General features: G+C 70.8%; 21 protein-coding genes. 15 read left to right on the top strand and 6 right to left on the bottom strand.

Features of this window, described 5'->3' with window-relative positions; genetic code table 11:
- Positions 1 to 147: 147 nt before the first annotated feature.
- Genes MRBLWH3_RS06930 through MRBLWH3_RS06905 form a run of 6 tightly spaced genes read left to right on the top strand, consistent with a single transcriptional unit; the run spans position 148 to position 6,357 of the window.
- Entirely contained in the window at positions 148 to 1,041 is an 894-nt protein-coding gene (locus tag MRBLWH3_RS06930; protein WP_363429942.1) for a hypothetical protein, read from the top strand.
- 26 nt (positions 1,042 to 1,067) lie between these two features.
- Positions 1,068 to 2,672, top strand: coding sequence for an O-antigen ligase family protein (locus MRBLWH3_RS06925; RefSeq protein WP_363429940.1), 1,605 nt, complete (start codon positions 1,068 to 1,070; stop codon positions 2,670 to 2,672).
- Positions 2,669 to 3,526 (top strand): glycosyltransferase, encoded by an 858-nt coding sequence (locus MRBLWH3_RS06920; protein WP_363429938.1) that lies wholly within the window; start codon positions 2,669 to 2,671, stop codon positions 3,524 to 3,526. The genes MRBLWH3_RS06925 and MRBLWH3_RS06920 overlap by 4 nt, the downstream gene beginning before the upstream one ends.
- Entirely contained in the window at positions 3,523 to 4,389 is an 867-nt protein-coding gene (locus MRBLWH3_RS06915) for an SGNH/GDSL hydrolase family protein (RefSeq protein WP_363429936.1), read from the top strand. Before MRBLWH3_RS06920 ends, MRBLWH3_RS06915 begins: the two co-directional genes overlap by 4 nt.
- Complete coding sequence (locus tag MRBLWH3_RS06910; RefSeq protein ID WP_363429934.1) at positions 4,386 to 5,330, top strand: glycosyltransferase; 945 nt, start codon at positions 4,386 to 4,388, stop codon at positions 5,328 to 5,330. Before MRBLWH3_RS06915 ends, MRBLWH3_RS06910 begins: the two co-directional genes overlap by 4 nt.
- Before the next feature lie 43 nt (positions 5,331 to 5,373).
- The gene (locus MRBLWH3_RS06905) at positions 5,374 to 6,357 is read left to right on the top strand and encodes a glycosyltransferase family 2 protein (protein ID WP_363429932.1); all 984 of its coding nucleotides are present in this window, start codon (positions 5,374 to 5,376) and stop codon (positions 6,355 to 6,357) included.
- A 230-nt stretch (positions 6,358 to 6,587) separates the two neighbouring features.
- Here the strand turns inward: MRBLWH3_RS06905 and MRBLWH3_RS06900 are convergent, their stop codons facing one another.
- From MRBLWH3_RS06900 to MRBLWH3_RS06885, 4 genes are all read right to left on the bottom strand, one after another.
- On the bottom strand, positions 6,588 to 7,778 hold the full coding sequence (locus MRBLWH3_RS06900) for a glycosyltransferase (RefSeq protein WP_363429930.1): 1,191 nt from the start codon (positions 7,776 to 7,778) through the stop codon (positions 6,588 to 6,590).
- A gap of 27 nt (positions 7,779 to 7,805) precedes the next feature.
- Positions 7,806 to 9,332 carry a sugar transferase gene (locus MRBLWH3_RS06895; RefSeq protein WP_363429928.1) on the bottom strand — a complete coding sequence of 509 codons (1,527 nt, stop codon included), beginning with the start codon at positions 9,330 to 9,332 and terminating at the stop codon, positions 7,806 to 7,808.
- A 181-nt stretch (positions 9,333 to 9,513) separates the two neighbouring features.
- Positions 9,514 to 10,680: a glycosyltransferase gene (locus MRBLWH3_RS06890; RefSeq protein WP_363429926.1), complete on the bottom strand. Its 1,167-nt coding sequence runs from the start codon at positions 10,678 to 10,680 to the stop codon at positions 9,514 to 9,516.
- Between the two features lie 26 nt (positions 10,681 to 10,706).
- Complete coding sequence (locus tag MRBLWH3_RS06885) at positions 10,707 to 11,270, bottom strand: acyltransferase (protein WP_363435343.1); 564 nt, start codon at positions 11,268 to 11,270, stop codon at positions 10,707 to 10,709.
- 214 nt (positions 11,271 to 11,484) lie between these two features.
- Here MRBLWH3_RS06885 and MRBLWH3_RS06880 point away from each other — a divergent pair, with 214 nt between their 5' ends.
- The 6 genes from MRBLWH3_RS06880 to MRBLWH3_RS06855 are packed head-to-tail and all read left to right on the top strand — an operon-like array spanning position 11,485 to position 18,362.
- Positions 11,485 to 13,266 (top strand): fatty acyl-AMP ligase, encoded by a 1,782-nt coding sequence (locus MRBLWH3_RS06880; RefSeq protein WP_363429924.1) that lies wholly within the window; start codon positions 11,485 to 11,487, stop codon positions 13,264 to 13,266.
- Entirely contained in the window at positions 13,263 to 15,005 is a 1,743-nt protein-coding gene (locus MRBLWH3_RS06875; RefSeq protein ID WP_363429922.1) for an acyl-CoA dehydrogenase family protein, read from the top strand. The genes MRBLWH3_RS06880 and MRBLWH3_RS06875 overlap by 4 nt, the downstream gene beginning before the upstream one ends.
- Positions 15,002 to 16,072 (top strand): hypothetical protein, encoded by a 1,071-nt coding sequence (locus tag MRBLWH3_RS06870; RefSeq protein WP_363429920.1) that lies wholly within the window; start codon positions 15,002 to 15,004, stop codon positions 16,070 to 16,072. The genes MRBLWH3_RS06875 and MRBLWH3_RS06870 overlap by 4 nt, the downstream gene beginning before the upstream one ends.
- Before the next feature lie 18 nt (positions 16,073 to 16,090).
- A complete protein-coding gene (locus MRBLWH3_RS06865) occupies positions 16,091 to 16,345 on the top strand; it encodes an acyl carrier protein (RefSeq protein WP_363429918.1) in 255 nt (84 codons plus the stop codon).
- Complete coding sequence (locus tag MRBLWH3_RS06860) at positions 16,332 to 17,027, top strand: 4'-phosphopantetheinyl transferase family protein (RefSeq protein WP_363429916.1); 696 nt, start codon at positions 16,332 to 16,334, stop codon at positions 17,025 to 17,027. The genes MRBLWH3_RS06865 and MRBLWH3_RS06860 overlap by 14 nt, the downstream gene beginning before the upstream one ends.
- A gap of 24 nt (positions 17,028 to 17,051) precedes the next feature.
- Positions 17,052 to 18,362 (top strand): UDP-glucose dehydrogenase family protein, encoded by a 1,311-nt coding sequence (locus MRBLWH3_RS06855; protein ID WP_363429914.1) that lies wholly within the window; start codon positions 17,052 to 17,054, stop codon positions 18,360 to 18,362.
- Positions 18,363 to 18,404: 42 nt separating this feature from the next.
- Here the strand turns inward: MRBLWH3_RS06855 and MRBLWH3_RS06850 are convergent, their stop codons facing one another.
- Positions 18,405 to 18,680: a hypothetical protein gene (locus MRBLWH3_RS06850; protein ID WP_363429912.1), complete on the bottom strand. Its 276-nt coding sequence runs from the start codon at positions 18,678 to 18,680 to the stop codon at positions 18,405 to 18,407.
- A gap of 204 nt (positions 18,681 to 18,884) precedes the next feature.
- On the opposite strand from MRBLWH3_RS06850, the gene gmd reads away from it, so the two are divergent.
- From gmd to MRBLWH3_RS06835, 3 genes are all read left to right on the top strand, one after another.
- Positions 18,885 to 19,928: a GDP-mannose 4,6-dehydratase gene (gmd, locus tag MRBLWH3_RS06845; protein WP_363429910.1), complete on the top strand. Its 1,044-nt coding sequence runs from the start codon at positions 18,885 to 18,887 to the stop codon at positions 19,926 to 19,928.
- Positions 19,925 to 20,908, top strand: coding sequence for a GDP-L-fucose synthase family protein (locus MRBLWH3_RS06840; RefSeq protein WP_363429908.1), 984 nt, complete (start codon positions 19,925 to 19,927; stop codon positions 20,906 to 20,908). Before gmd ends, MRBLWH3_RS06840 begins: the two co-directional genes overlap by 4 nt.
- A 174-nt stretch (positions 20,909 to 21,082) precedes the next feature.
- A complete protein-coding gene (locus MRBLWH3_RS06835) occupies positions 21,083 to 21,445 on the top strand; it encodes a hypothetical protein (RefSeq protein WP_363429906.1) in 363 nt (120 codons plus the stop codon).
- A 25-nt stretch (positions 21,446 to 21,470) separates the two neighbouring features.
- On the opposite strand, the gene MRBLWH3_RS06830 is transcribed toward MRBLWH3_RS06835, so the two are convergent.
- The gene (locus tag MRBLWH3_RS06830) at positions 21,471 to 22,265 is read right to left on the bottom strand and encodes a caspase family protein (RefSeq protein ID WP_363429904.1); all 795 of its coding nucleotides are present in this window, start codon (positions 22,263 to 22,265) and stop codon (positions 21,471 to 21,473) included.
- Position 22,266: the final 1 nt, after the last annotated feature.

The following is a 22,266-nucleotide window of genomic DNA, read 5'->3' as shown; positions in this document are numbered from 1 at the left end:
TTAACAATCCGGCGCGACGATGGCAGAGCAAGTCTTGTCGCACCACCTGCGTATCTGGGATCCGGTGTGTGCGACGCGGACGGCCCGATGGCGTGCTGGGGGGTTTCGGGCGGTCTGCGTCCGGAAGCACACGGAGAGAGGTGTCTGATGGAGACTCCGAAGTACCTGCAAGTGCTGTGGAACTACAAGTGGGTGCTGATGTTCGGCGCCCTCGTCGCCGCGGTGGCCGCGTTCTTCGCCGGCTTCGCGATCGTCGACGGTCAGGTCGTGTCGAGAGCTCAGCAGACCTGGTCGGCCGCGACCACGATGCTGGTCACGAGTCCGGCCGACCGGCTGTACCAAGCCGAGGTGCCGGGCGTGCCGATCCAACAAGGCACATCCGAGCCGCAGGTCATCGACCTGGCCTCGACCGCTCTCGTGTACGCGTACATCCTGTCGGGCGACATGATCCAGGACGCCGTCGAGGCCGAGATCGGCCCGCTCGACGACGAGACCGAGTCGATCACCGCGCTGCGCCGCACGACGCAGCCGACGGGCGACGAGCGCTTCCCAGGCCGTCTCAGCCTGCCGGTGCTCGAAGCCGTCGGAACCGCCGAGACCGCCGACCGCGCCGAAGAGATCTCGCGCGCCGCGGCGGCAGCCTTCACGACCTATGTCGTGACCCAGCAGGACGAGCAGCAGCTCGCGCCCGAGCTGCGCGTGCAGCTCGAGCCGATCGGCGCGAGCCCCGCGGTCGAGGGCGACTCGTCCAACCCCGCGATCCCGGTCGTCGTCACCTTCGTGGGCGTCTTCCTCGCGTTCGTCGTGCTGGTGTTCATCATCGCCGGCCTGCGCTCCCGATCGGCCAAGCGCAAAGCCGCTCGCGCCGAGAAGGCTGCCGCGGCAGCGGAAGAGCCGGCCGACGAGACGGATGCTGCGCCCGCCATGCCTGCGGAGAGCGCCGACGACATCGCGCCCGAGGTCGAGGTCGGCGAGCTGGTCGGCGCAGGACCGCCGTCGCGCCGATCCGGTCGAGCCGCCCGCGAGGACGAGACCGCGTAGGCGACGGCCCTCCTCGGAGCACCGACATGTCGACCCGCACCGCGCACGCACCCGCGGACGAGACCGACGCGCCGACCGCCGAGATCGCGCCCGGCGACGGAGCACGGCCCCACTGGGCCACCGTCGCCGGGATCGCGATCCTCTTCGCCGCGGTCGTAATCGCCGGGGTGGTCTTCCTCCCGCCTATCGCCATGGGGGCGGCACTGCTGGGCATCGCTCTCATCGTGCTGCTGCGCCGCATCCTGTTCACCTGGCCGGCGCTGCTGTTCCTGCTCGCAGCGACCGTCATGTTCATTCCGGCCCGGCGCTACGCGCTGCCCATCCCGCTGCCGTTCGCGCTCGAGGCCTACCGCCTCATGATCTTCATCGCGATCTTCGCGCTCGGGCTCGCATTCCTGTTCGACCGGTCCCGTCGGTGGCGGCCCGTCGCGTTCGGCTGGCCGATCGGCATCTTCCTGGCGACCCTGCTCGTCTCGTTCATCGTGAACGGCATGCGCCTCGCGAACCTGGGGCTGGCGAACACCTCGCTGTCGGGCTTCTTCCAGCTCGGCGTCCTGCTGTCGGTGTTCTACTCGGTGCGCCAGATGCTCACGAGCGAGCGCATGGTCATGGGCTTCCTCATGGTGCTCTCGTGGATGGCCGTGATCGTCGCCTTCTTCGCCGTCCTCGAGCGGGTGGCGCGCACCAACGTGTTCCTCATGCTCGCGAACTTCCTGCCGCTGATCGTGCTGCGGGACGACGGCGGCGACGCCACGCGGGCCGGCGTGAATCGCGCGTACGGTTCGGCGCAGCATCCGATCGCCCTCGCTGTCATGCTCTGCATGTTCCTGCCGATCCTCATCTACCTCGCCAAGTACGCGATCTGGCCGCGCAACATCTGGAACCGGCGCATCGCCTACGGCATCGGCACCTTCCTCGTGTTCGGCGGCATCATCGCCGCCATCTCGCGCACGGCCGTCGTCGTGATGGGCGTCATGTTCCTGATCGCGCTGGTGCTGCGGCCCAAGGTCGCGCTGCTGCTGCTCGCCTTCGCGGTGCCGGGGATGCTGCTCGCGATGTTCGTCGTGCCGGCGCAGGTCGAATCCATGCTGCTGTCGTTCCTCGACGTCGACACGCTCATCGCGTCGCAGTACACATCGGCGGGCATGACGGGCGCCGGACGCCTCGCCGATCTGGAACCCGCGTTCGTCGAAGTGCGGCAGTTCCCCTTCTTCGGGCAGGGGTACGGCAGCCGCATCGTCGTCGGCGATGACGCGAACTCGTTCATCCTCGACAACCAGGTGCTCGGCATCCTGATGGAGGCGGGCGCGCTCGGCGTCATCGGCTACGCGATCTTCATGCTCGCGCCGGTCGTCATGCTCCTCGTCTACGCCCTGCGCTGGGCTGCCGAGCCCCGGCACGCGCTGCTCGCGTTCGCCGTCGCGGTCTCGATGGCGGGGTACAGCGCGGCGCTCTTCTTCTTCGACGCTTTCGGGTTCTTCCAGTCGTTCCTCGTGCACATGATGCTGCTCGCGGTCGCTGCGTGGGTGTACACCGAGGGCTCGCGCAAGGCGTCTGCGCCCAAGCCGGCATGGACGGCGGAGCCGATATCGAGCCCGGAGCCGGCATCGAGCGCGGAGGTCGTGCGGTGACCGCGCGGCTGAGCGTCGTCATTCCGGCCCACGACGAGGGCGCGGTGATCGACCGCGTGCTGGGCGCGCTGTGCGCCTCGAGCCGGCGGGACGAGTTCGAGATCGTCGTCGCCGCCAACGGCTGCACGGACGACACCGTGGAGCGGGCACGCGCGTACGACGGTGTGCAGGTGGTGGAGACGTCTCGCGCGTCCAAGATCGCGGCTCTGCAGGCCGGCGATGACGCGGCATCCGTCTTTCCACGCGCGTATGTCGACGCGGATGTCCTGATCGACCCCGATACGCTGCTGGCCCTCGCTGATGCGCTCGACGAGCCCGGCGTCGAGGTCGCATCTCCCCGGCTGCACGTCGACACCTCCGCCGCGTCGTGGCCGGTGCGCCAGCACTACCGCATCTGGGAGCTCAGCGACTACCGCCGCCGCGGCCACATCGGGTCGGGGGTGTACGCCATGACGCGGGCGGGCCGCGCGCGGTTCGACGCGTGGCCCGATGTCATCGCCGACGACCGGTTCGTGCAGCAGCTGTTCGCGCCCGCCGAGCGCGCGACGCTCGCCGACCACTCGTTCAGCGTGCGCTCCGCCGCCGACATGCGCGCGCACCTGCGCCGCTCCGTGCGCATCGCACGCGGCAACCGCGAGCTGCCCGACCGTGTGCAGCACGAGGACGCCGCACGGCCGACGGCGGGTACTCGCGGCGGACTGGCGCGGCGGGTCGCGGGACGACCGGGTCTGTGGGTGCCCTTCGCCGTCTACTGCGTGAGCTGGACGCTTCCGAACGTGCTCGCCCGCCGCGACATCGCCCGCGCGCGCACGTCGACCTGGAACCGCGACGACACGAGCCGGGTGATGGCATGACCAGAAGACGCACAGCGACGATCGTGACGATCGGACTGCTCCTCGGGGTGCTCACCGCCTGCGCGGCGGCACCCGTGCCGGAGCCGGTCGACCTGGCGGATCTGGAGACGAGTCCCGGGATCGGGGACGTCACGACGATCGGCGCCCTCGGAGACTCGATGACGCTCGGGGTGAACGCCTGCGACGAGCCCGGCCGCTGCATGGCGGCGAGCTGGGCCACCGGAGACGACCCCGCCGTCGGCTCGATCGCGATGCGCGTCGGTGCGGCGTCGGGCACCGTTCCCGACACGGTCAACTCGGCGAAGGACGGCGGCACCGTGGCCGACGCGGTCGCCCGCGTCGACGAGGTGATCGCCGCCCAGCCTCAGCTCGTGCTCGTGCTGCTCGGCGGCAACGACGTGTGCGATGCCGATGTCGACGGCATGACGAGCGTCGACGACTTCCGCGCGTCGTACACCGCGCTGCTGGCCGCGCTCAGCGAGGGCCTCCCCGACGCGCGCGTGCTCGCGCTGTCGATACCGGACCTGTACCACCTGTGGGAGGTCGGACGCGACGACGAGGGCACCCGGCAGATCTGGGACAGCAGCCCGTCGTGCAGCAACCTGCTGGGCGACGCCGCCGCGACCGACGCGGCCGCCACCGAGCGACGCGACGCGGTCGCCACCCGCACGGTCGAGCTCAACGCGGTCATCGCCGAGGTGTGCGCGGCCGACAGCGCCTGCACCTCGGACGGCGGCGCCGTCTTCGACTACGAGTTCTCACCCGCGGAGATCTCGGCGATCGACCACTTCCACCCGTCGGTGGCGGGCCAGCAGGTCATCGCCGAGATCGCCTGGAACACCCTGGTGGAGGCCGCACCATGACCACGCTCCTCGTCGCGATCTCGGGCGGCCACCTCACACAACTCACCATGCTCGCACCGCGTGTCGCCGACGGCGACGACGTCGTGTGGCTGACCGACGACACCGCGCAGAGCCGGTCGCTGCTCGAGGGACAGACCGTCTACCACGTGCCCACCCGGCCGCCGCGCGACTACGCCGGTGTCATGCGCGACACGGGCATCGCCCTGCGGGCGATGAAGCACCACAAGGTGGACCGCGTCATCAGCACCGGCGCCCAGATCGCCCTGTCGGCCCTCGTACCCGCGTCGGCGCGACGTCTGCCGTTCACCTACATCGAGAGCGCCACGCGTGTCACCGGCATCTCGGCGACGGGCAAGGTGATGGAGCGGGTGCCGTGGGTCGACCGGTACGTGCAGTACCCGCACGCGGTCAACGCCCGCTGGCGGTACGCGCTGTCGGTCTTCGACGGCTTCCGCGTCGAACCCGTCGACGACCCCGCACCGATCCGCCGGGCCGTGGTCACGGTCGGCGGCAACGGCGACTTCGGGTACCGCCGGCTCGTCGACGGTGCCCGCGCGGCGCTCGACGATCTCGACGGCGACGTCGACACGCTGTGGCAGGTCGGCGCGACGGACGTGTCGGACCTCCCCCTCGATGCCGTCGCGTCGCTGCCGTCGAGCGAGCTCGGCGCGGCGCTGCGGCAGGCGGACGTCGTGATCGGGCACGCCGGCACGGGCACCGCGCTGGCCGCGCTCTCCGCCGGAAAGGTGCCGGTGCTCGCCCCGCGCTCGGTCGACCACGGCGAGCACGTCGACGCCCACCAGCAGGATCTGGCGCGGTTCCTCGGCGACCGGGGGCTCGCCGTGGTGTGCGACGCGGACTCGATCCGCCCGTCGACCCTCGACACCGCGCGGCGCTGGCGCGCCGTGCGCTCCGAAGACCTGGCGCCCGTCCCGCTCTGAGCCCCGCATCGCGCCGCGACAGCATCCTGGAGGAGAGCAGCACGTGCAGACCCCCGACGTCACCGTCGTCATCGTCAACTACGAGACCCGCGACGACACCATCGCCTGCGTTGCATCGGTTCTCGAGCACGCCGGTCGCCTCGAGGAGCAGGTGGTCGTGGTCGACAACGGCTCGCGTGACGGCAGCGCGGCCGCGCTGCGCGCGGCGCACCCCGGAATCGACGTGATCGAGGCCGGAGAGAACCTCGGATTCGCCCGCGCCGTCAACCGCGGCGTCTCCGTCGCCCGCGGAGAGTTCGTGCTGCTGCTCAACCCCGACGCGATCATGCTCGAGGACTCGCTCCCCCGGCTGATCGCCTTCGCCCGTGAGAACCCGCAGTACGGCATCGTCGGCGGGCGCACGCTGCGTGAGGACCTCACTCTCGAGCCCTCGTCGTGCTGGGGCGCCCCGACGCTCTGGTCGCTCACCATGTACGCGACGATGCTGTCGACCGTCTTCCGGCGGTCGCGCGTGTTCGACCCGGAGTCGCTGGGGTCGTGGCAGCGCGACACGATCCGCGAGGTGCCGATCATCACCGGATGCCTGCTGCTCATCCGCCGCGACGACTTCGCCGCCCTGGGCGGCATGGACGAGGACTTCTTCCTCTACGGCGAGGACGCCGAGTTCAGCATGCGGGCGGCCGCCCGAGGTATGGCCAGGGTCGTGTACCCGCCGGCAGCGATCATCCACACGGTGGGCGGGTCGTCGGCGGGCAGTTCGAAGGGCTCCATGGTGCTGGCGGGCAAGGTCACGTATCTGGAGAAGACCTGGTCACCCCGGCGGGCTGCAGTGGGTGTGCTGCTGCTGAAGGCCGGCGTCGCGGTTCGTGCTGCGCTGGAGGCCGCGACGCGGCGGTCGAACCGGCCGTGGTCGACGGTGTGGCGCCGGCGCGCCGACTGGGGCTCGGGCTACCCGCACGCCGAGGCGGCGCTGTTCGGCCGCCCGCTGCCCGAGCCCGCAGCGGCCGGTTCTCCCCCCGCGCGTTGAGCGGGGCTCTCGGGCGCCCGCATTCGCTCGGGGCCGGGGTGCGCGCCGGGTGCGGCGCGTTTCGACTCGCTCGGACCTCGCTCGCGCAACGGCCGGAGGGAGGGCGACGGGAGGGCGGCCGTGCGGATCATGTTCACTCGCCGAGTGCGCACGATCCTTACGCGCATAGCGCGTGGTCTCGGCGAGAGCACATCGTGTGAACGCGGCGCGAGCGGCGCCGGGGTCGACGCCTACGCGGAGGCCGAGACCCGCGCTCCCTCCGCCCGAGCGGACTCCGGCGGCGCGGCGGAGGCCGAGAGCGCAGCATCCGTTCCCCCCAGCACCCACGTACGCACCGACCCGATGAAGCGGGAGATGTCGAACTCGGCGGCGCGTGCCCGCGCCGCAGCCGGATCGATGCGGTCGAGACCCGACACCGCCGTGGCGAGCTCTACGGGGTCGTCGGGGTCGACCGTGAAGCCGGTCACGCCGTCGAGCACCGACTCGGCGGCGCCGCCCACACGGTTGACGATGACGGGGCATCCGGCGGCCATCGCCTCGACGGGGATGATGCCGAAGTCCTCCACCGGCGGGAACACGAACGCGAGGGCGCGCTGGAACAGCGCCCGCATGAGGGCGTCCGACACGAACCCCAGCATGTGCACGGGCACCGACGCCGACTCGGCGAGCGCCTGCAGGTGCTCGCGCTCCGGTCCGGTGCCGGCGACGACCACCGGCACGCCCAACCTGTCGCCCATGCGGATGACCGCATCGTGCCGCTTGTACGGCACCAGTCGCGAGGCCGCCATCAGGAAGCCGCGCTCGGGGAGCGCCTCGAGCACCGCGGCCTCCTCGGCGGTGAGCGCATCGGCCCAGTCGCCGCCCTCGATGATCTCGTGCGCCTTCACCGGCGGGTGGATCACCCGTGCGTCGCGCCCCCACGAGCGGAGGATGCGGCGGCGCACGAACTCGCTGTTCGCCGCCAGATCGCCGGCGTTGCGGGCCGCTTCGCGGTCGACGCGCTTCAGCACGCTGCGGGCGGCGGCCAGCGCCGGAGAGCTCCCCCGCGCGTCGAGCTCGGGCTCCCACAGGTAGCGCGCGGGCGAGTGCACGTACGAGAACTTCGGGACGCCCTCGCGCCGCGTGCCGAAGTCGCAGTGATGCGCGAACACGTAGCTGCTGGTGAGCACCCAATCCGGCCGCGGCCGCACTTTCGCCGCGCGCCACGTCGCCGGCATCAGGGGCAGCCCCATCGCCTTGTGGCGGCGCAGCGGCGTGCGCGCCATCCACGATTCGCTCACGGTGCTACGCGGGAACCGCTCCCCGTCGTCGCTCCAGAGCGCGAACATCCGCGAGTCGGGCAGCGCCACCCGGAACGCGTCGAGCACCTGTTCGGCGCCGCCCGAGCGTTCGATCCATTCCTGAACGATGAGACCAGACATGAGTGCGACGACCTCTCGAGTGAGGATTCAGTAGGCGCCGTCGCTGTGCAGGACGGCCTTGACGGTCTTCGCGAGCACGACGATGTCTCCGGTGATGGACCAGTTCTCGACGTAGTACAGGTCGAGCCGGACGCTGTCCTCCCACGAGAGGTTGGAGCGGCCGTTGACCTGCCAGAGCCCGGTGATGCCGGGACGGGTGAGCAGCCGGCGACTGACGGGTCCCTCGTACTGCTCGACCTCGCTCGGCAGCGGCGGGCGCGGGCCGACGAGGCTCATGTCGCCGCGCAGCACATTCCACAGCTGCGGCAGCTCGTCGAGCGAGTAGGCGCGGAGGAAGCGGCCGGTACGGGTGACGCGGGGGTCGTCCTTCATCTTGAAGAGCACCCCGTTGCCTTCGTCGAGCGCGCGCAACTGCGCCAGCCGGTCCTCGGCGTCGATGACCATCGACCGGAACTTGAGCATCGTGAACCGGGTTCCGTGGGCTCCGACGCGCTCCTGCCGGAAGACCACGGGACCGGGGCTGTCGAGCCGCACCGCCAGCGCGATGGCGGCGAACACCGGCGACAGCAGCAGCAGGGCGACCGTGACGATCGACACGTCGAACAGCCGCTTCACCACGTGGCTGTAGCCCGAGTAGCGCGGCAGGTCGACGTGGACCATGGGCAGGCCGTTGATGGGCCGCATGTGGATGCGCGGACCGGCGACGTCGGTGAGCCGCGACATGAGGATCAGCTCGACCTGTGAGTTCTCGAGGTCCCACCCGAGCCTGCGGATCGCGTCGTTCCCCCCGGGCAGGCTCCCCGCCACGATGACGGCCCGAGCACGGCGATGCTTCGACACCCGGGCGACCTCATCGAGCGGCACGAACGGCAGCACCCCGGCTCGCACGTCGACGGGATGCGAGCGGGGCTCGCCCGGCGTGCTCACCGCGATCGCGCGGTAGCCGATGCGGTAGTGGCTGCGCAGCTGCGACAGCACGCGCAGCACGTCGTCCCGTCCGCCGACGACGATCGCGCCGGTCATGCAGCGCCCCGCACGCCGCAGCCGGTGCAGGTAGGTGCGCCACACCCCGCGGCCGACGATGAGGAGCACGAGCCCCAGCGGCAGCGCGATGGCGAGGTACCCGCGGGCCGTCTGCAACTGCAGCAGGTAGGAGACGATCGCGAAGGCGCCGAAGGTGAACAGCGTCGCCTGCAGCACGCGCTGGTACTCGACCATGCCCGTGCCGATGTTTCGCAGCAGCCGGCTGCGGGTCGCGGCGAGCGCCACGAGCCACAGCACGATGAGCGCGACGCTGGTGAGTGCATACGCCGCGTCGGCCGTCCAGGCACTCCCCGCGCCGGGCCCCCGGATGGGGTCACCGAACCTCAGCAGCTGCGCGGTGAACACGGCTGCCGCGATGGATGCCGCATCCGTCGCGATCATTCCCCACGCCAGGCGCCGGCGCCAGCCCAGCCGGCGCGGCTGCGGCGCGATCTCGGCAACCGTCGAGAAGAGCTCGACCGGAGAAGCGGGTCGGGCGGTGGAACGAAGATCGAGAAAAGCCGATGACACGGGCGTACCCCCAAAGAACGCAGCCGAACACGCATGCCGGGGCCATCGGCCCCAGTGCCCGTCGATGCGATCCCCGCTCGCGAAGGCCACGCTAGCCGCGCGTCCGAGCCGAAGCCAGGGTCGTCACCACCTGTTTACACAGGCTTCGGGTGCGCGTGACACGCGCGAAACACCGCCGGCGTCAGAGGCCGCGGGCGAGCGCGATGATCCGCTCGTGGCGGGCGGTCCACGAGTTGGCCTCGACGAAGGCGACCCGCGCGGCCTCGTCGGCCCGCCCCGCCTGCAGCGCGGCGTCGACCACGTCGACGAAGTCCGACACTGCCGGCGTCAGCCACACCCGGTCGCTGATGCCGCGGACCGGCGGCAGGTCGATCGACAGCACCGGCAGCCCCGCCGCAAGATACTCGTAGAGCTTCAACGGGCTCATCGCCTCGGTCAGCGGCGTGCGCCGGTGCGAGACGAGGGCGAGATCGCAGTTGCGCAGGGTCGCGATGAGCTCGGCCCGCCCGACGCTGCCGTGCACGTGCACATTGGCGAGCTCCCGCAGCGGCGCGATGTACGACGCGTCGGGCAGGGGACCCAGCAGCACCGTGTGCACGTCGGGCCGCGCCCGTGCGAACTCGGCGATGCCCTCGACGTCGAGACGGCTGTCGAGCGTGCCGACGTACACGGCACGCGATCGCGGCACGCGGGCGAGCCAGTCGGGTTGCTTCGGCGGCGCCTGCAGCCATTCGGCGGGCTCGACGCCGTTCGGGACGACCTCGTGGGGCCCCGTCGGCTCGATCCGCTCGAGGATCTGCGCCGACACCGCAGCCACGCCGCGCCCGGAGGCCGAGATACGGCGGTACGCCTCCCGGAAGGCCGGCCAGTACTCGCTCCGCCCCGGCGAGCTCAGCCAGTCGTCGCGAGCGAAGAACGTGACCTGCCGCGTCCAGTCGAAGGGCGAGAAGCCGGCCACGAGCGGGTTGCAGGTCAGCGCCACCGGATCATTGAGCCCTCGCCGCTGGGCTTCGCGCCGCAGCGACGCGTCGTACTCCGCGTACTCGGCGGCGACCGCCGCAGGGTCGAGTCGATCGGAACGGCGACGGCGGGCGGGCGAGTGGAGCCAGATCCGATCGGATGCCGGAAACCTGGCGTCGCGGTCGAGCATCGGCGACATCGCGACGCGGGGCAGCCACCGGAACGGGTTCGCGACCAGCATGCGGCCGACGTTCGAACTGCGCATGAGGCTGGAGACGATGCGGTCCGGTGGACGCATCATGCCACGTCGGACCGCGTCCGCGTAGGTCTCGAACGAGAAGGTGAACACGAAGTCGTCAGCGCCTTCGGCTGTGCTTCCGGCCACCATCCGGTGGACGCGCGGCTCCGCTTCTGTCACCCCGGCACCAGCTCTCTCACCACGCGCGCGGGCGCGCCGACGGCGACCGTCCGCGGAGGGATGTCGCGGGTGACGACCGCGTTCGCGCCGATGACCGCCTGCTCCCCGATCGTGACACCGGGCATCACCACGACGTTCTGGCCGAGCCAGGCACCGCGGCCGATCCGGACGGGCCGGGGCTCGGTCAGCGGCTGGTCGCGGATCGGCACGTCGACGCGGTCGAAGCCGTGGCTGTGATCGGAGATGTACACCCCCGCCGCGATGCCGACGGCCTCCTCGATGACGACGCTGCGCACCGCCGAGATCGACGCACCGCGCATGCGCACCCGATCGTGGAGCTCGATCACGGGACCGGGCTCGTCGCGCGAGGGGACCATGAGCCATGAGCCGGCGCCGATGAGCACGCCCGCGCCGACGGCGATCCTGTCGGGGTTCGCGATGCGCGTGGGCAGCAGGATGCGCGACCCCGCGCCGAACGACTGGAAGCCGCCGGCGACGAGCCGGCTGTATGCCGAGTCGCGCAGGCGCTGGGCCCCCAGCAGCACCCCATACCCATTCATCCGCCCCACGTGGCTCAGAGTAGCCGCCGCGATCCGCGCCGCCAGGAGGGTGCCGGAGAGTTAACGCGCGTGTAACAGCGTCGTCGCTTGCGTCGGCCACTCTGGAGCACGAGGGTGCCGCAGTGTCGCCGCTGGATCCGTCGGCCGGCACGGCTATGGGGAGTTTCGGACGGACTCGCGGGACGCACGGCGTCAGGACCGAGGGGAGTCCGTGATGACCGAAAGAGAAGTGCACGTGCCAGGGGCCGAGGCGCCCATGAGGGAGGGCGGCACCCAGGGACGCGGGAGCGAGTTCGTGCGGCGACTGCGCCGGACCGCCCTGATGTCGGCGGGGCGCGGCATCCGGTTCTATCGTTCGCCCACCGATTTCGCAGAGGCGCCTTACGCCGACCTCGACGCCGATGCGCGAGCCCGCGCCGTCGAACTCGCCCGCGCCGGCCTCGCGCCCGGCGACGTCGCGATCCTCGCCTTCGAGCCGGGCCTGCCGTTCGTTCGGGCGCTGCTCGCGTGTCTCTACGCAGGCGTCACCGCAGCGCCGGTGCCGATCACGGCGATGCGGAACGCGGATGCTGTGCGCCAGCGTCTGCTCGCGATCCTCCAGGACGCCGGCGCCAAGGCCGTACTCACCGAGACCGGCGCACTCGACGGGCTCGGGCTCGCCGGAGAGACGTCGATCGCGGAAGCCGTCGTGATCCCCGTCGACGGGCCCGCCGCGGCGTCACCGGATGAGTGGGGCATGCCCGACATCGACGAGTCGACGCTGGCGATCCTGCAGTACACGTCGGGATCGACCGGGCTGCCCAAGGGCGTCATGGTGTCGCACGGCAACCTGTACGCGAACCAGCAGGCGATCGGCGGGATCGTCGGCATGACCGCCGACTCGGTGGCCGTGGGCTGGCTCCCGCACTACCACGACATGGGTCTCATCGGGCAGATCCTCCAGCCGATCTTCACGGGCGCGAGCCTGCACATGACCTCGCCGTCGCAGTTCCTGCGCCGCCCGGTGCTGTGGCTGCGGCTCATCACCGAGCACCGCGCGACCCACACCGTCGGGCCGGACTTCGCGTTCGCATTGTGCAGCCGTCTGGTGACCGACGAACAGCTCGTCGAGCTCGACCTGTCGTCGCTTGAGACGGTGATCACCGGCGCTGAGCCCGTGCGCATCGACACGCTCGAGGCGTTCACGGCGCGGTTCGCCGCCGCCGGGTTCCGGGGCGAGGCTTTCGTGCCGGCCTTCGGCATGGCCGAGACGACGCTGCTCATCACCGCCCACCGCGACGCCGTGCCGCCGCAGGCGATCGTCGTCAGCGCCGAGGCGCTCGAGCGCGATGAGATCGCCCCGGCGACCGGCGGCGAGCGCAGCGCGCAGCTCGTGCCGTGCGGTGCGCCCGGAGCGGGCATGGACATCGCCATCGTCGACCCGGCCACGGCGACGGAGCTGCGCGACGGACGGATCGGCGAGATCTGGGTGCGCGGCACGAGCGTGACCCAGGGCTACTGGCGCCGGCCCGAGCAGACCGCGGCGGACTTCGGCGCGACCCTCGCCGGCGTCCCCGACGAGGTGTACCTGCGCACCGGCGACCTCGGGGCCATGATCGACGGCGAACTCGTCATCACGGGCCGACTGAAAGACCTCATCATCGTCCGGGGGCGCAACATCTACCCGCAGGACCTCGAGCACAGCGCGGCGGCGCTGCTCGGAGCAGGATGCCTGAGCGCGGCCTTCGAGCGCCCGGGCGCGGCCCCGGAGGTCGGGATCGTCGCCGAGGTCGAGCCCTCGGCGACCGCGGAAGAGCTCGACGCGCTGACGGCGGCGCTGCGCTCGCGCGTCGGCGGAGAGTTCACACTGCCCGCGCTGGGCGTGGCGCTCATCCGCAAGGGCACGCTGCCGCGCACCACCAGCGGCAAGGTGCAGCGCGCCCTCACGCGCCGTCTCCTTCACGAGCAGCGACTGCAGCTCGTGCACCTGGACGGGTTCGAGGCGGTCCCGGCATGACCGCGGTCGCGACCGGCGTGGGCGCCGGCACGCTCGCGCCGGTGCGTGCCTTCGACGCGTTCCTCGGCGACCCGGCCGACGACGACGCGGTGATCTCGACCTCGCGGTCGGTGCTGCTCGACGAACGGTCGGCCTTCCCCGACGACGAGATCACGGCCGTGACCGCCTTCGGACTGCAGCGGTGGTACATCCCGGCAGCCCATGGCGGGGCGCTGACCGACGCGCTCGTGCCGCTCCTCATGATCCGCCACCTCGCGCGGCGCGACTTCACCGTGGCCGCCGCGCACGGCAAGACCTTCCTCGGCGCGATCTGCGCGTGGGTGGCCGACGGCTCGATCGCGACGCGCATGGCGGGGCTCGTCGAGACCGGCGGACCCGTGTCGTGGGGACTCACTGAGCGCGGGCGCGGCTCGGATCTGTCGCGTTCGGCGACGACGGCGCAGCTCGGTGCGGACGCTGTCCGCGTCGACGGCGGGAAGTGGCCGATCAACAACGCCGTCCGCTGCCGCGCGATGACGGTGCTCGCCCGCTCCGACGAACGGGGCGGCCCGCGCTCGCTGTCGCTCGTGCTCGTCGACAAGGACGAGGCGGAACCCGCGACGATCGGGTACGAGCCGAAGGTGGCGTCCCACGGACTGCGAGGCGCCAACCTCGCCGGCATCCGCTTCGAGGGATCAGTCGTGGGGCCGGACACCGTGGTCGGCCCCGAGGGCCACGGCCTCGAAATCGTGCTGAAGAGCCTGCAGCTCACCCGGCCCTTCACGACCGGTCTGTCGATGGGCGCCGTCGATCGGGCGCTGCAGACCGCGCTGGACGCCGCCGCCGTGCCGGACGGTGCGCACGGTCGCCTCCTCGACTCTCCGACCGCGCGGCGGTCGCTGGGCGTCGCCGTGGCCGACGCACTCCTGGTCGAGTGCCTGATGCTGGTCGGGGTCCGCTCGGCCCACGCCGTCCCCGCAGAGATGGCGCTCGTCAGCGCGCTGGTGAAGTTCCTCGGCCCCGACACCGCCGACCTGCTGTTCCGCGATCTCACCCGGCTGCTCGGGGCGCGGGCGCTCGTCGTGGGTACCGAGACCTCGGGGGCGCTGCATCCGTCCGCCTTCGGCGCGTTCCAGAAGGCCGCCCGCGACAGCCGCGTCGTCGGCATCTTCGACGGCAACTCGGTCGTCAACCTCAACATGATCGTCAACGAGCTGCCGAACCAGCTGCGTCCGGCACCCACCCCGCCGCTGGCGGAGGTGCTCGCTCCCCTGCGCGCCGACGCGCATTTCGACGCGCTCGACACGACCGCGCTGCGACTGGTGACGCGGCACGGCTCCCGGCTGCTGCGATCGCTGCCGGCGTTCGTCGACGCGGTCGACGACGGGCGGACGTCCCGCGCCGCCGTCGACGCGGCCCGCTGGATCGGCCGCGAGTACACGGCGCTGCTCGTCGAGGCGGAGACGCTCCCCCGGCAGTCGCAGCCCGATCCGCTCGCCTTCCACCTCGCCGAGCGGTTCGCGCTCGTCTTCGGCGGGGCATGCGCGCTGGCCGTCCACCTGGCGCGGGCGGACTCGGTGCCCGGCCCTCTGGGCGACAGCGACGTGTGGCTCGCGGCCGTGCTCCAGCGGGTGGCGAACCGCCTCGGCGCGGATCCGGTCCAGGCTCCGGTCGCCGACGCGCTGCTCGACGCCGCGGTCCGCGCGCACGCGGCGGGCAGCGCGGTGACGCTGCTCGGTTCGTGGACGGCGCGATCATGAGCATCGCGGAGAGCGTGGAGCGGGCACGTCCCGCCTTCGGACGCGACGTCGCTGCGGGACTCGGCGTCCTCGAGCCGCTCATCGGGCGGGTGCGGCTCGTCGTTCCCGGAGGGGGTCGCGCGGTGACGAGCGCGCTGCGGACGTATCGGTTCGACGTCTCCGACGTCGCGCCGGAGTCCGATGCCGCCGCGGCCACCGCCGTCCGCGCGGCCGTGCCGGCCGCGGCGCTCGCCGCGCTCGACGCCGCGCTGCGCGAGTCCGTGCAGTACTCCCATGCCCGTCACCTGTATGGCGGCACGGTGCTCGACATCCCGCACGCTCGCAGCCTGCTGGCCGCGGCGCTGGCCGATGCGCTCACCGCCGATGCGCTGAGCTCCGCCGCCGTGTGCCGTGCGGACGCACGTGCCGCTGCAGCATCCGTCGCCGTCGCCCTGAGCGCTCACCTCTCGTGCCTGCTGCTCGCCGAGGCGGCCCAGCAGGTGTCGGTGCTCGCCGGCTCGACGTTCTACGCGCGCATCGCGCCGTTCGAGCTCATCGAGCAGCACGTGCGCGACCTCTCCGCTCTCGCCGTCCTCGTTCCCGACCTCGCTGATCCGCTTCCAGCGGCCCTCGACAGGCTGCGCGCGTGGTGCACCGATACGGATGCCGTCGCCCCGGGCTCCCTGCTGCGGCCCGAGGTCGTGGCGGCGATCGCCATGGACGCGCCCGGGGCGGTCGAGGTGCACGTGTCGCTCGCGGCGGCCGCCGCCGAGACCGCGGCGGAGGCGGCGGAGTCGGAGTCGCTCGACCCGCACCAGTCGCTCGAACTCGCCCATCGGGTGTCGCTGCTCACCGCGGCCGCCGCGGTGGTCGACGGCTGGATGCACGCGCGCGGCTCGGAGGCGATCACGGGCGACCCGCTCGCGATGGAGGCGTGCCTCAGGCGCATCCGCGGGCGGGTGGTGCGGCGACAGCCGCCGCTTCCCGCCGACCTCGTGGCGCGGCTCGTCGCGCACGCCGAAGCCCGCGCCGCGAGCGGCGAGGAGATGGTGATCGGTCCCGCCCGGGCGACCGTCCCGCCGATGTGAGATGAGAAAGGACGACATATGCCTGTACAGCTGACCGCCACCGAGATCGAGCAGTGGCTCGTCGGACGCGTCGTCGCCTACGGCAAGATCCAGGCCGACGCCTTCACGATCGACACGCCCCTGGCAGAGCTCGGACTCGACTCCGTCTACGCCCTCACGCTCTGCGGCGACATCGAGGACGAGTTCCAGCTCGAGGTCGACCCGACGATCGTGTGGGACCACCCCACGATCCGCGAGCTCGCCGAAGGCATCCGTCAGCGTGCCGAGGAGTGAAGCCGGCGGCGACAGCCGGCGCACGCTCGTCTCCGCGCGGGGCGTGCACGTCGTGACGGGCCGCGTCCCCGGTGCCGACTCCGGCTTCGATGCCGAGGACGCCGCCCAGCTTCTCGGAACGGATGCCGCCACCCTCGGCTCGCTCGACGAGACACGTATCGCGTCGTACCTCACGGCGCGCCAGTGGGTGCGCGACATCGTCACCGGGCGCCTGCGGCGGCCCTGGAGCGGGTTCGAGGCGACCCCGCGCGGGGTGAAGCCGCGGCTCGCCGACTCGACGCTGGACGTCAGCATCGCCCACGCGGGAGACCGGCTCGTCGTGGGGGTGGTCGAACACGGGCGGATCGGCGTCGACGTCGAGCTCGTGGCATCCGTCTTCGATCAGCCGTCGCTCGCCCGTCGCCTGTGCACCCCTGCCGAGCGCCGACGCGCCGACGCGCTGGGGCCGGCCGAGCGGCGGGCGTGGCTCACGCAGCTGTGGACCGTGAAGGAGTCGTACGCGAAGGCGCTGGGGGCGGGTCTGTCGCTGGACTTCCGGCAGCTCGACGGTGCCGCTCTGCGTCACAGAGTCGCGGTTCGCGGTGTGCTGACTCCCGCGACGGGGGCGAGTCGTGCAAAGATCGCTGTCAGCTGGGTCGATGCTGCCCCTTCCTGTTCTCCCTCGTCCGTTCGGGCGATCTAGTCCCATCCCTGGAAGGGCATACTCATGCGTCTGTCTGTCATCGGCTGCGGGTACCTCGGCGCCGTCCACGCCGCCGCGATGGCCTCGATCGGTCACGATGTCGTCGGTATCGACGTCGACGCGCGCAAGGTCGCGTCGCTGTCCAAGGGCGAGGCACCGTTCTTCGAGCCCGGGCTGCAGGAGATCCTCACCGAGGGCATCGCGTCCGGCCGGCTCCGGTTCACCACCGACATGGCCGCCGCCGCCGGCGCGGCAGTGCACTTCGTGGGCGTCGGCACCCCGCAGCAGAAAGACGGCTACGCCGCCGACCTCACCTACGTCAACGCCGCCGTCGACGCCCTGCTGCCCTACCTGACCCCGGGTGACATCGTGGCCGGCAAATCGACCGTCCCGGTCGGCACCGCCGCCGACCTCACCCCCCGCATCGAGGCCACCGGCGCCACCCTGGTCTGGAACCCCGAGTTCCTCCGCGAAGGATTCGCGGTCAAGGACACCATCGACCCCGACCGGCTCGTCGTCGGCGTGCCCGCCGGCGAGCCCGGCCACACCGCCGCCGACACACTCCGCGAGGTGTACCACCCGTCCGTCGCGAAGAACACCCCGTTCATCGTCACCGACCTCGCCACGGCCGAACTGGTCAAGGTCGCCGCGAACGCGTTCCTGGCCACCAAGATCTCGTTCATCAACGCGATGGCCGAGATCGCCGAGGTCACCGGCGCCGACGTCACCCAGCTCGCCGACGCCATCGGCCACGACGTGCGCATCGGCCGCCGCTTCCTCGGCGCCGGCATCGGCTTCGGCGGCGGCTGCCTGCCCAAAGACATCCGCGCGTTCTCCGCCCGCGCCGAAGAACTCGGCCGCGGCGAATCGGTCGCGTTCCTCCGCGAAGTCGACGCGATCAACCTCCGCCGCCGCGAACGCGCCGTGCAGCTCGTCCTCGAAGCACTCGACGGATCCGTGTTCAAGAAGAACATCACCGTCCTCGGCGCCGCGTTCAAACCCCACAGTGACGACATCCGCGACTCCCCCGCCCTCGACGTCGCCGTCCGCCTGCACGGCCTGGGCGCCTGGGTCACCATCACCGACCCCGCCGCGATCGACAACGCCCAGCGCCTGCACCCGCAGCTGAACTACGTCGAAGACCGCGACGAAGCCCTCCGCGAAGCCGACGCCATCATCCTCGTCACCGAATGGGACGAATACCGCCGCGACCTCACCCCCGAACACGCCGCCACCCTCACCCGCGGCAAAGTCGCCATCGACGGCCGCAACGGCTGGGACGCCACCGCCTGGCGCGACGCCGGCTGGGCCTACCACGGCATGGGACGCCCCTGACCCCGAGGGCGCTCCCCTGCCGGCTCGGAAACGCCGAGGCCCTCAGAGCTGGTGGACGCTGAGCAGCTGCCAGCCCTCGGGCACCTTGGCCTCCAGCGCCGCCATGTCGTCGGCCTCGATCTCTTCGACGTCACCGCGGCGCGCGATCGTCGCGGTCGAGGTGAGCAGCTGCGAGCCCTTCGGCATCGCCGCCGGGACGTCCGTCACGACCCACCCCGCCGGCAGCTCGGTGGTGACGGCTTCCGTCAAGGCCTCGAGCGAGGGGCCTTCCACATCGACGGTACGGGTCTCGACAGGGCGGATGCGGCCGATGAGCATGGCTCGATCCTACGAGGGCGTTGTGCCGGACGATCGAGGGCAGCCTGTTTTCCGCGGGCAGCCTGCGGTATCGTCACTCTATTCTCGACGGTGAGACAGCTCCCGACAGGTTCACCGAGAGCCTGGCTGCCGCCGTCACGGAATCCGTGACCGGTGCGGAGACGCTGTACGCCCTCTGCAGGTCGCTGGGGGACGGAGTACGACGTGAAGCGTGCACTCATCACCGGGATCACCGGTCAGGATGGCTCTTACCTCGCCGAGCTGCTGCTCGGAAAGGGCTACGAGGTCCACGGCCTCATCCGCCGGGCATCGACCTTCAATACGCAGCGCATCGACCATCTCTATGTGGATCCACACGACCCGAGCGCGCGGCTGTTCCTTCATTACGGCGACCTGAGCGACGGCGCAGGGCTCGTGAGCCTGCTCGTGAAGATCCATCCGAACGAGGTGTACAACCTCGCTGCCCAATCGCACGTGCGGGTGTCGTTCGACGAGCCGGTGCACACCGCCGACACGACGGGGGTCGGCACGATCCGCCTCCTGGAGGCCGTGCGCTCGTCGGGCATCGACACGAAGTTCTACCAGGCGTCCACTTCGGAGCTCTATGGCGCCACACCCCCGCCGCAGAACGAGCTGTCGCCGTTCTCCCCGCGCTCGCCGTACGCGGCCGCGAAGCTCTACAGCTTCTGGATCACCAAGAACTACCGCGAGGCTTACGGCCTGTTCGCCGTCAATGGGATCCTCTTCAACCACGAGTCTCCGCGACGCGGAGAGACCTTCGTGACCCGCAAGGTCTCGCGCGCGGTCGCCCGGATTCAGGCGGGTGTGCAGAAGGACCTCTACCTCGGCAATCTCGACTCCATCAGAGACTGGGGCTATGCGGCCGAGTACGTGGAAGGAATGTGGCGGATGCTGCAGGTCGACGAACCGGAGGACTTCGTGCTCGCGACGGGCCGCGGTTACACGATCCGCGACTTCCTGGAGGCATCGTTCGGGCACGTGGGCTTGGACTGGCAGGAGTTCGTGAAGTTCGACGAACGCTACCTGCGCCCGACCGAGGTCGACGCCCTCATCGGCAACCCGGCGAAGGCCGCCGAGAAGCTCGGGTGGAAGGCCACGCTCGACGGCAAGGATCTCGCGAAGCTCATGGTCGACGCCGACATCGAGGCACTGGAGAAGCGTCCGGAGTGGATCGACTCGGTCAACCTGGCCTCGTGGACGCCCGAGCCGTCGCTGGTTGGCCCATGACCACCGCGACCGACGGTGTCTCATACGCGCCCGGGATACTCGATCGCGACGCGACCTTCTACGTCGCGGGCCACCGCGGGCTGGTGGGCTCAGCCATCGTGCGACGGTTGGATGCTGCGGGCTTCACGAACATCGTCGGCAAGACGTCCGCCGAACTCGACCTCAAGAACCGCGACGACGTCTTCGAGTACCTGGGCGAGATCAGGCCGCGGTACCTCGTGCTCGCTGCGGCCAAGGTCGGCGGCATCCTGGCGAACAGCACCTATCCGGTCGATTTCCTGAGCGACAACCTCCGGATCCAGTCCAACGTGCTCGACGCGGCGCTGGCGAACGACGTGGAGCGGGTCGCCTTCCTGGGCTCGTCGTGCATCTATCCGAAGTTCGCGGAGCAGCCGATCCGCGAGGACTCGCTGCTCACCGGACGCCTGGAACCGACGAACGACGCGTATGCGATCGCGAAGATCGCCGGCATCATGAACATCCAAGCCGTGCGCCGCCAGTACGGGCTGCCGTGGATCTCAGCGATGCCCACCAACCTCTACGGGCCGAACGACAACTTCTCGCCGAAGGGGTCGCACGTGCTGCCGGCGCTGATCCGCCGATACGACGAGGCGGTGAGGTCGGGTGCGTCGTCGGTGACGAATTGGGGCAGCGGAACGCCGCGGCGCGAGTTCCTGCACTCCGACGACATGGCCGATGCCGTGCTGCACCTGCTCGAGCACTACGACGGCCCGGAGCAGGTGAACGTCGGGACCGGGACCGACGTCACGATCCGCGAGGTCGCCGACACGATCGCTCGGGTTGTTGGTTTCGAGGGCGAGACCGAATGGGACACCTCCAAGCCCGACGGGACTCCGCAGAAGCTGCTCGATGTGTCCAAGCTCACCGACGCCGGGTGGACGTCGAAGATCCCTCTGGAGGAGGGACTCGAGCGCACCGTGACCTGGTACCGCGAGCACGCCGGCGCGATCCGCGTGTAGTTCGCGAGTGCAGCGGCCCTCACGCTCGGGGGAGAGATGGTGATGAGAGCCGCTGCACAGGTCACCCTAGATTCGATTGCATCGTCGTCGCTCTGGGGTTGACAGCCCCTTCGCGGGGCATGTACCGCTAGCTTGGAGCCACTGTCGGCTCTGTCTCGCCACGGAGGAGAAACAATGGCTCAGCGCCCGCTCGGCGTCACCCTCGTCGCCATCATCGCCTGGATCTCGGGCTTCCTGCAGATCCTCGGCTCGATCTTCGTGATCATCGGCGGCGTCTTCATCACCTGGCCCGCGATCGTCGGGTGGATCAGCCTGATCATCGGCGGCGTCACTCTCGCGGTGGGCGTCGGGCTCTGGCGCGGCAACCACACCGCCCGCACGATCGCGACGATCGTGTTCATCGCCAACATCGTGCTCGAGGTGCTCGGGATGTTCACCGGCGAGAGCCTCTGGTCGGCCCTCGGCGGCAGCATCCTGTCGATCATCGGCCTGATCCTGCTCTACACGCGCCCGGCGCGGGAGTACTTCGGGTCGTGAGCACCTGCCGGCGACGAGCCGGCGATCACACGAACGGAAGCTCGCGCTCCATGCTCGCCAAGGGGTCCACCACCCGCATCACGGCGGTCTGATACGGGTTGTTCACGAAGCGCGACGCGTAGTCGTACCACGTGCTGTAGCTCCCCCGATTCGCGGGCGTGTCCCACGAGCGCAGCAGCTCGCGCGTGAGGACTCCCTGCACCTTGTTACCGAAAGAACGCTCGCGCGCCTGTTGCTCCTGCATCGCCGCCGAGATCAGCACACGACGAGGCCCCGCGCTCGTGGTGTCGTAGTGGATCACGGGCTCGATGGGTGCCGCGCGGTAGGCGATCGAATCGGAGTGGCACGAGTCCACGATCACGACCGCCTTCATGTCGGTTCGGGCGCCCTTCCAGAACGGAACCCACCAGTCGTCGATGAGCGGCAGATCCGAGAGCGCGAACAGCTCGTCCATGCGGTCCGGCTCGCTGTCGTCGTACGCCATCCACCGGAAGCCGTGGCCAACCATCACGATCACCAGCGTCGAGCACGTGCAGGGATGCCGCGGGTCGACGTGACGCGAGAGCTCGGTGGTGACGGATGCCAAGGTTGTCCGGGCCGGTTCGTCGAGCCGCTCGACCTGAAGCGCACCGCTGTCGACCTCGGAGTTCTCCAGAATCCGCGCATAGGCATCGAGGTCGTTCGCTACGCCGTCGAGCCTCGCGAACGCGATGTCGCCCTCTCGCAGAGCGCCGGCCGCGGGCTCGAAACGGCTCTGAGCGGATGACCAGCGGAGTGCCTGTGGCGCCCTGACACCGATGAGCACCGCGTGCGTGGTCACG

The sequence above is a fragment of the Microbacterium sp. LWH3-1.2 genome, from assembly GCF_040675855.1.
Lineage (GTDB): Bacteria > Actinomycetota > Actinomycetes > Actinomycetales > Microbacteriaceae > Microbacterium.
Note: the sequence above shows the minus strand (reverse complement) of the source record. Positions and strands in the feature narration are given on the sequence as shown.

Excerpts from the sequence above, each read along its gene's own strand:
- MRBLWH3_RS06900 (WP_363429930.1), bottom strand. The coding sequence starts at position 7,778 with ATGTCTGGTCTCATCGTTCAGGAATGGATCGAACGCTCGGGCGGCGCC.
- MRBLWH3_RS06855 (WP_363429914.1), top strand. The coding sequence starts at position 17,052 with ATGCGTCTGTCTGTCATCGGCTGCGGGTACCTCGGCGCCGTCCACGCC.
- MRBLWH3_RS06875 (WP_363429922.1), top strand. The coding sequence starts at position 13,263 with ATGACCGCGGTCGCGACCGGCGTGGGCGCCGGCACGCTCGCGCCGGTG.
- MRBLWH3_RS06915 (WP_363429936.1), top strand. The coding sequence starts at position 3,523 with ATGACCAGAAGACGCACAGCGACGATCGTGACGATCGGACTGCTCCTC.
- MRBLWH3_RS06885 (WP_363435343.1), bottom strand. The coding sequence starts at position 11,270 with ATGAATGGGTATGGGGTGCTGCTGGGGGCCCAGCGCCTGCGCGACTCG.
- MRBLWH3_RS06910 (WP_363429934.1), top strand. The coding sequence starts at position 4,386 with ATGACCACGCTCCTCGTCGCGATCTCGGGCGGCCACCTCACACAACTC.
- MRBLWH3_RS06880 (WP_363429924.1), top strand. The coding sequence starts at position 11,485 with ATGACCGAAAGAGAAGTGCACGTGCCAGGGGCCGAGGCGCCCATGAGG.
- MRBLWH3_RS06890 (WP_363429926.1), bottom strand. The coding sequence starts at position 10,680 with ATGGTGGCCGGAAGCACAGCCGAAGGCGCTGACGACTTCGTGTTCACC.
- MRBLWH3_RS06840 (WP_363429908.1), top strand. The coding sequence starts at position 19,925 with ATGACCACCGCGACCGACGGTGTCTCATACGCGCCCGGGATACTCGAT.
- MRBLWH3_RS06930 (WP_363429942.1), top strand. The coding sequence starts at position 148 with ATGGAGACTCCGAAGTACCTGCAAGTGCTGTGGAACTACAAGTGGGTG.
- MRBLWH3_RS06925 (WP_363429940.1), top strand. The coding sequence starts at position 1,068 with ATGTCGACCCGCACCGCGCACGCACCCGCGGACGAGACCGACGCGCCG.
- MRBLWH3_RS06835 (WP_363429906.1), top strand. The coding sequence starts at position 21,083 with ATGGCTCAGCGCCCGCTCGGCGTCACCCTCGTCGCCATCATCGCCTGG.
- MRBLWH3_RS06870 (WP_363429920.1), top strand. The coding sequence starts at position 15,002 with ATGAGCATCGCGGAGAGCGTGGAGCGGGCACGTCCCGCCTTCGGACGC.
- MRBLWH3_RS06865 (WP_363429918.1), top strand. The coding sequence starts at position 16,091 with ATGCCTGTACAGCTGACCGCCACCGAGATCGAGCAGTGGCTCGTCGGA.
- MRBLWH3_RS06850 (WP_363429912.1), bottom strand. The coding sequence starts at position 18,680 with ATGCTCATCGGCCGCATCCGCCCTGTCGAGACCCGTACCGTCGATGTG.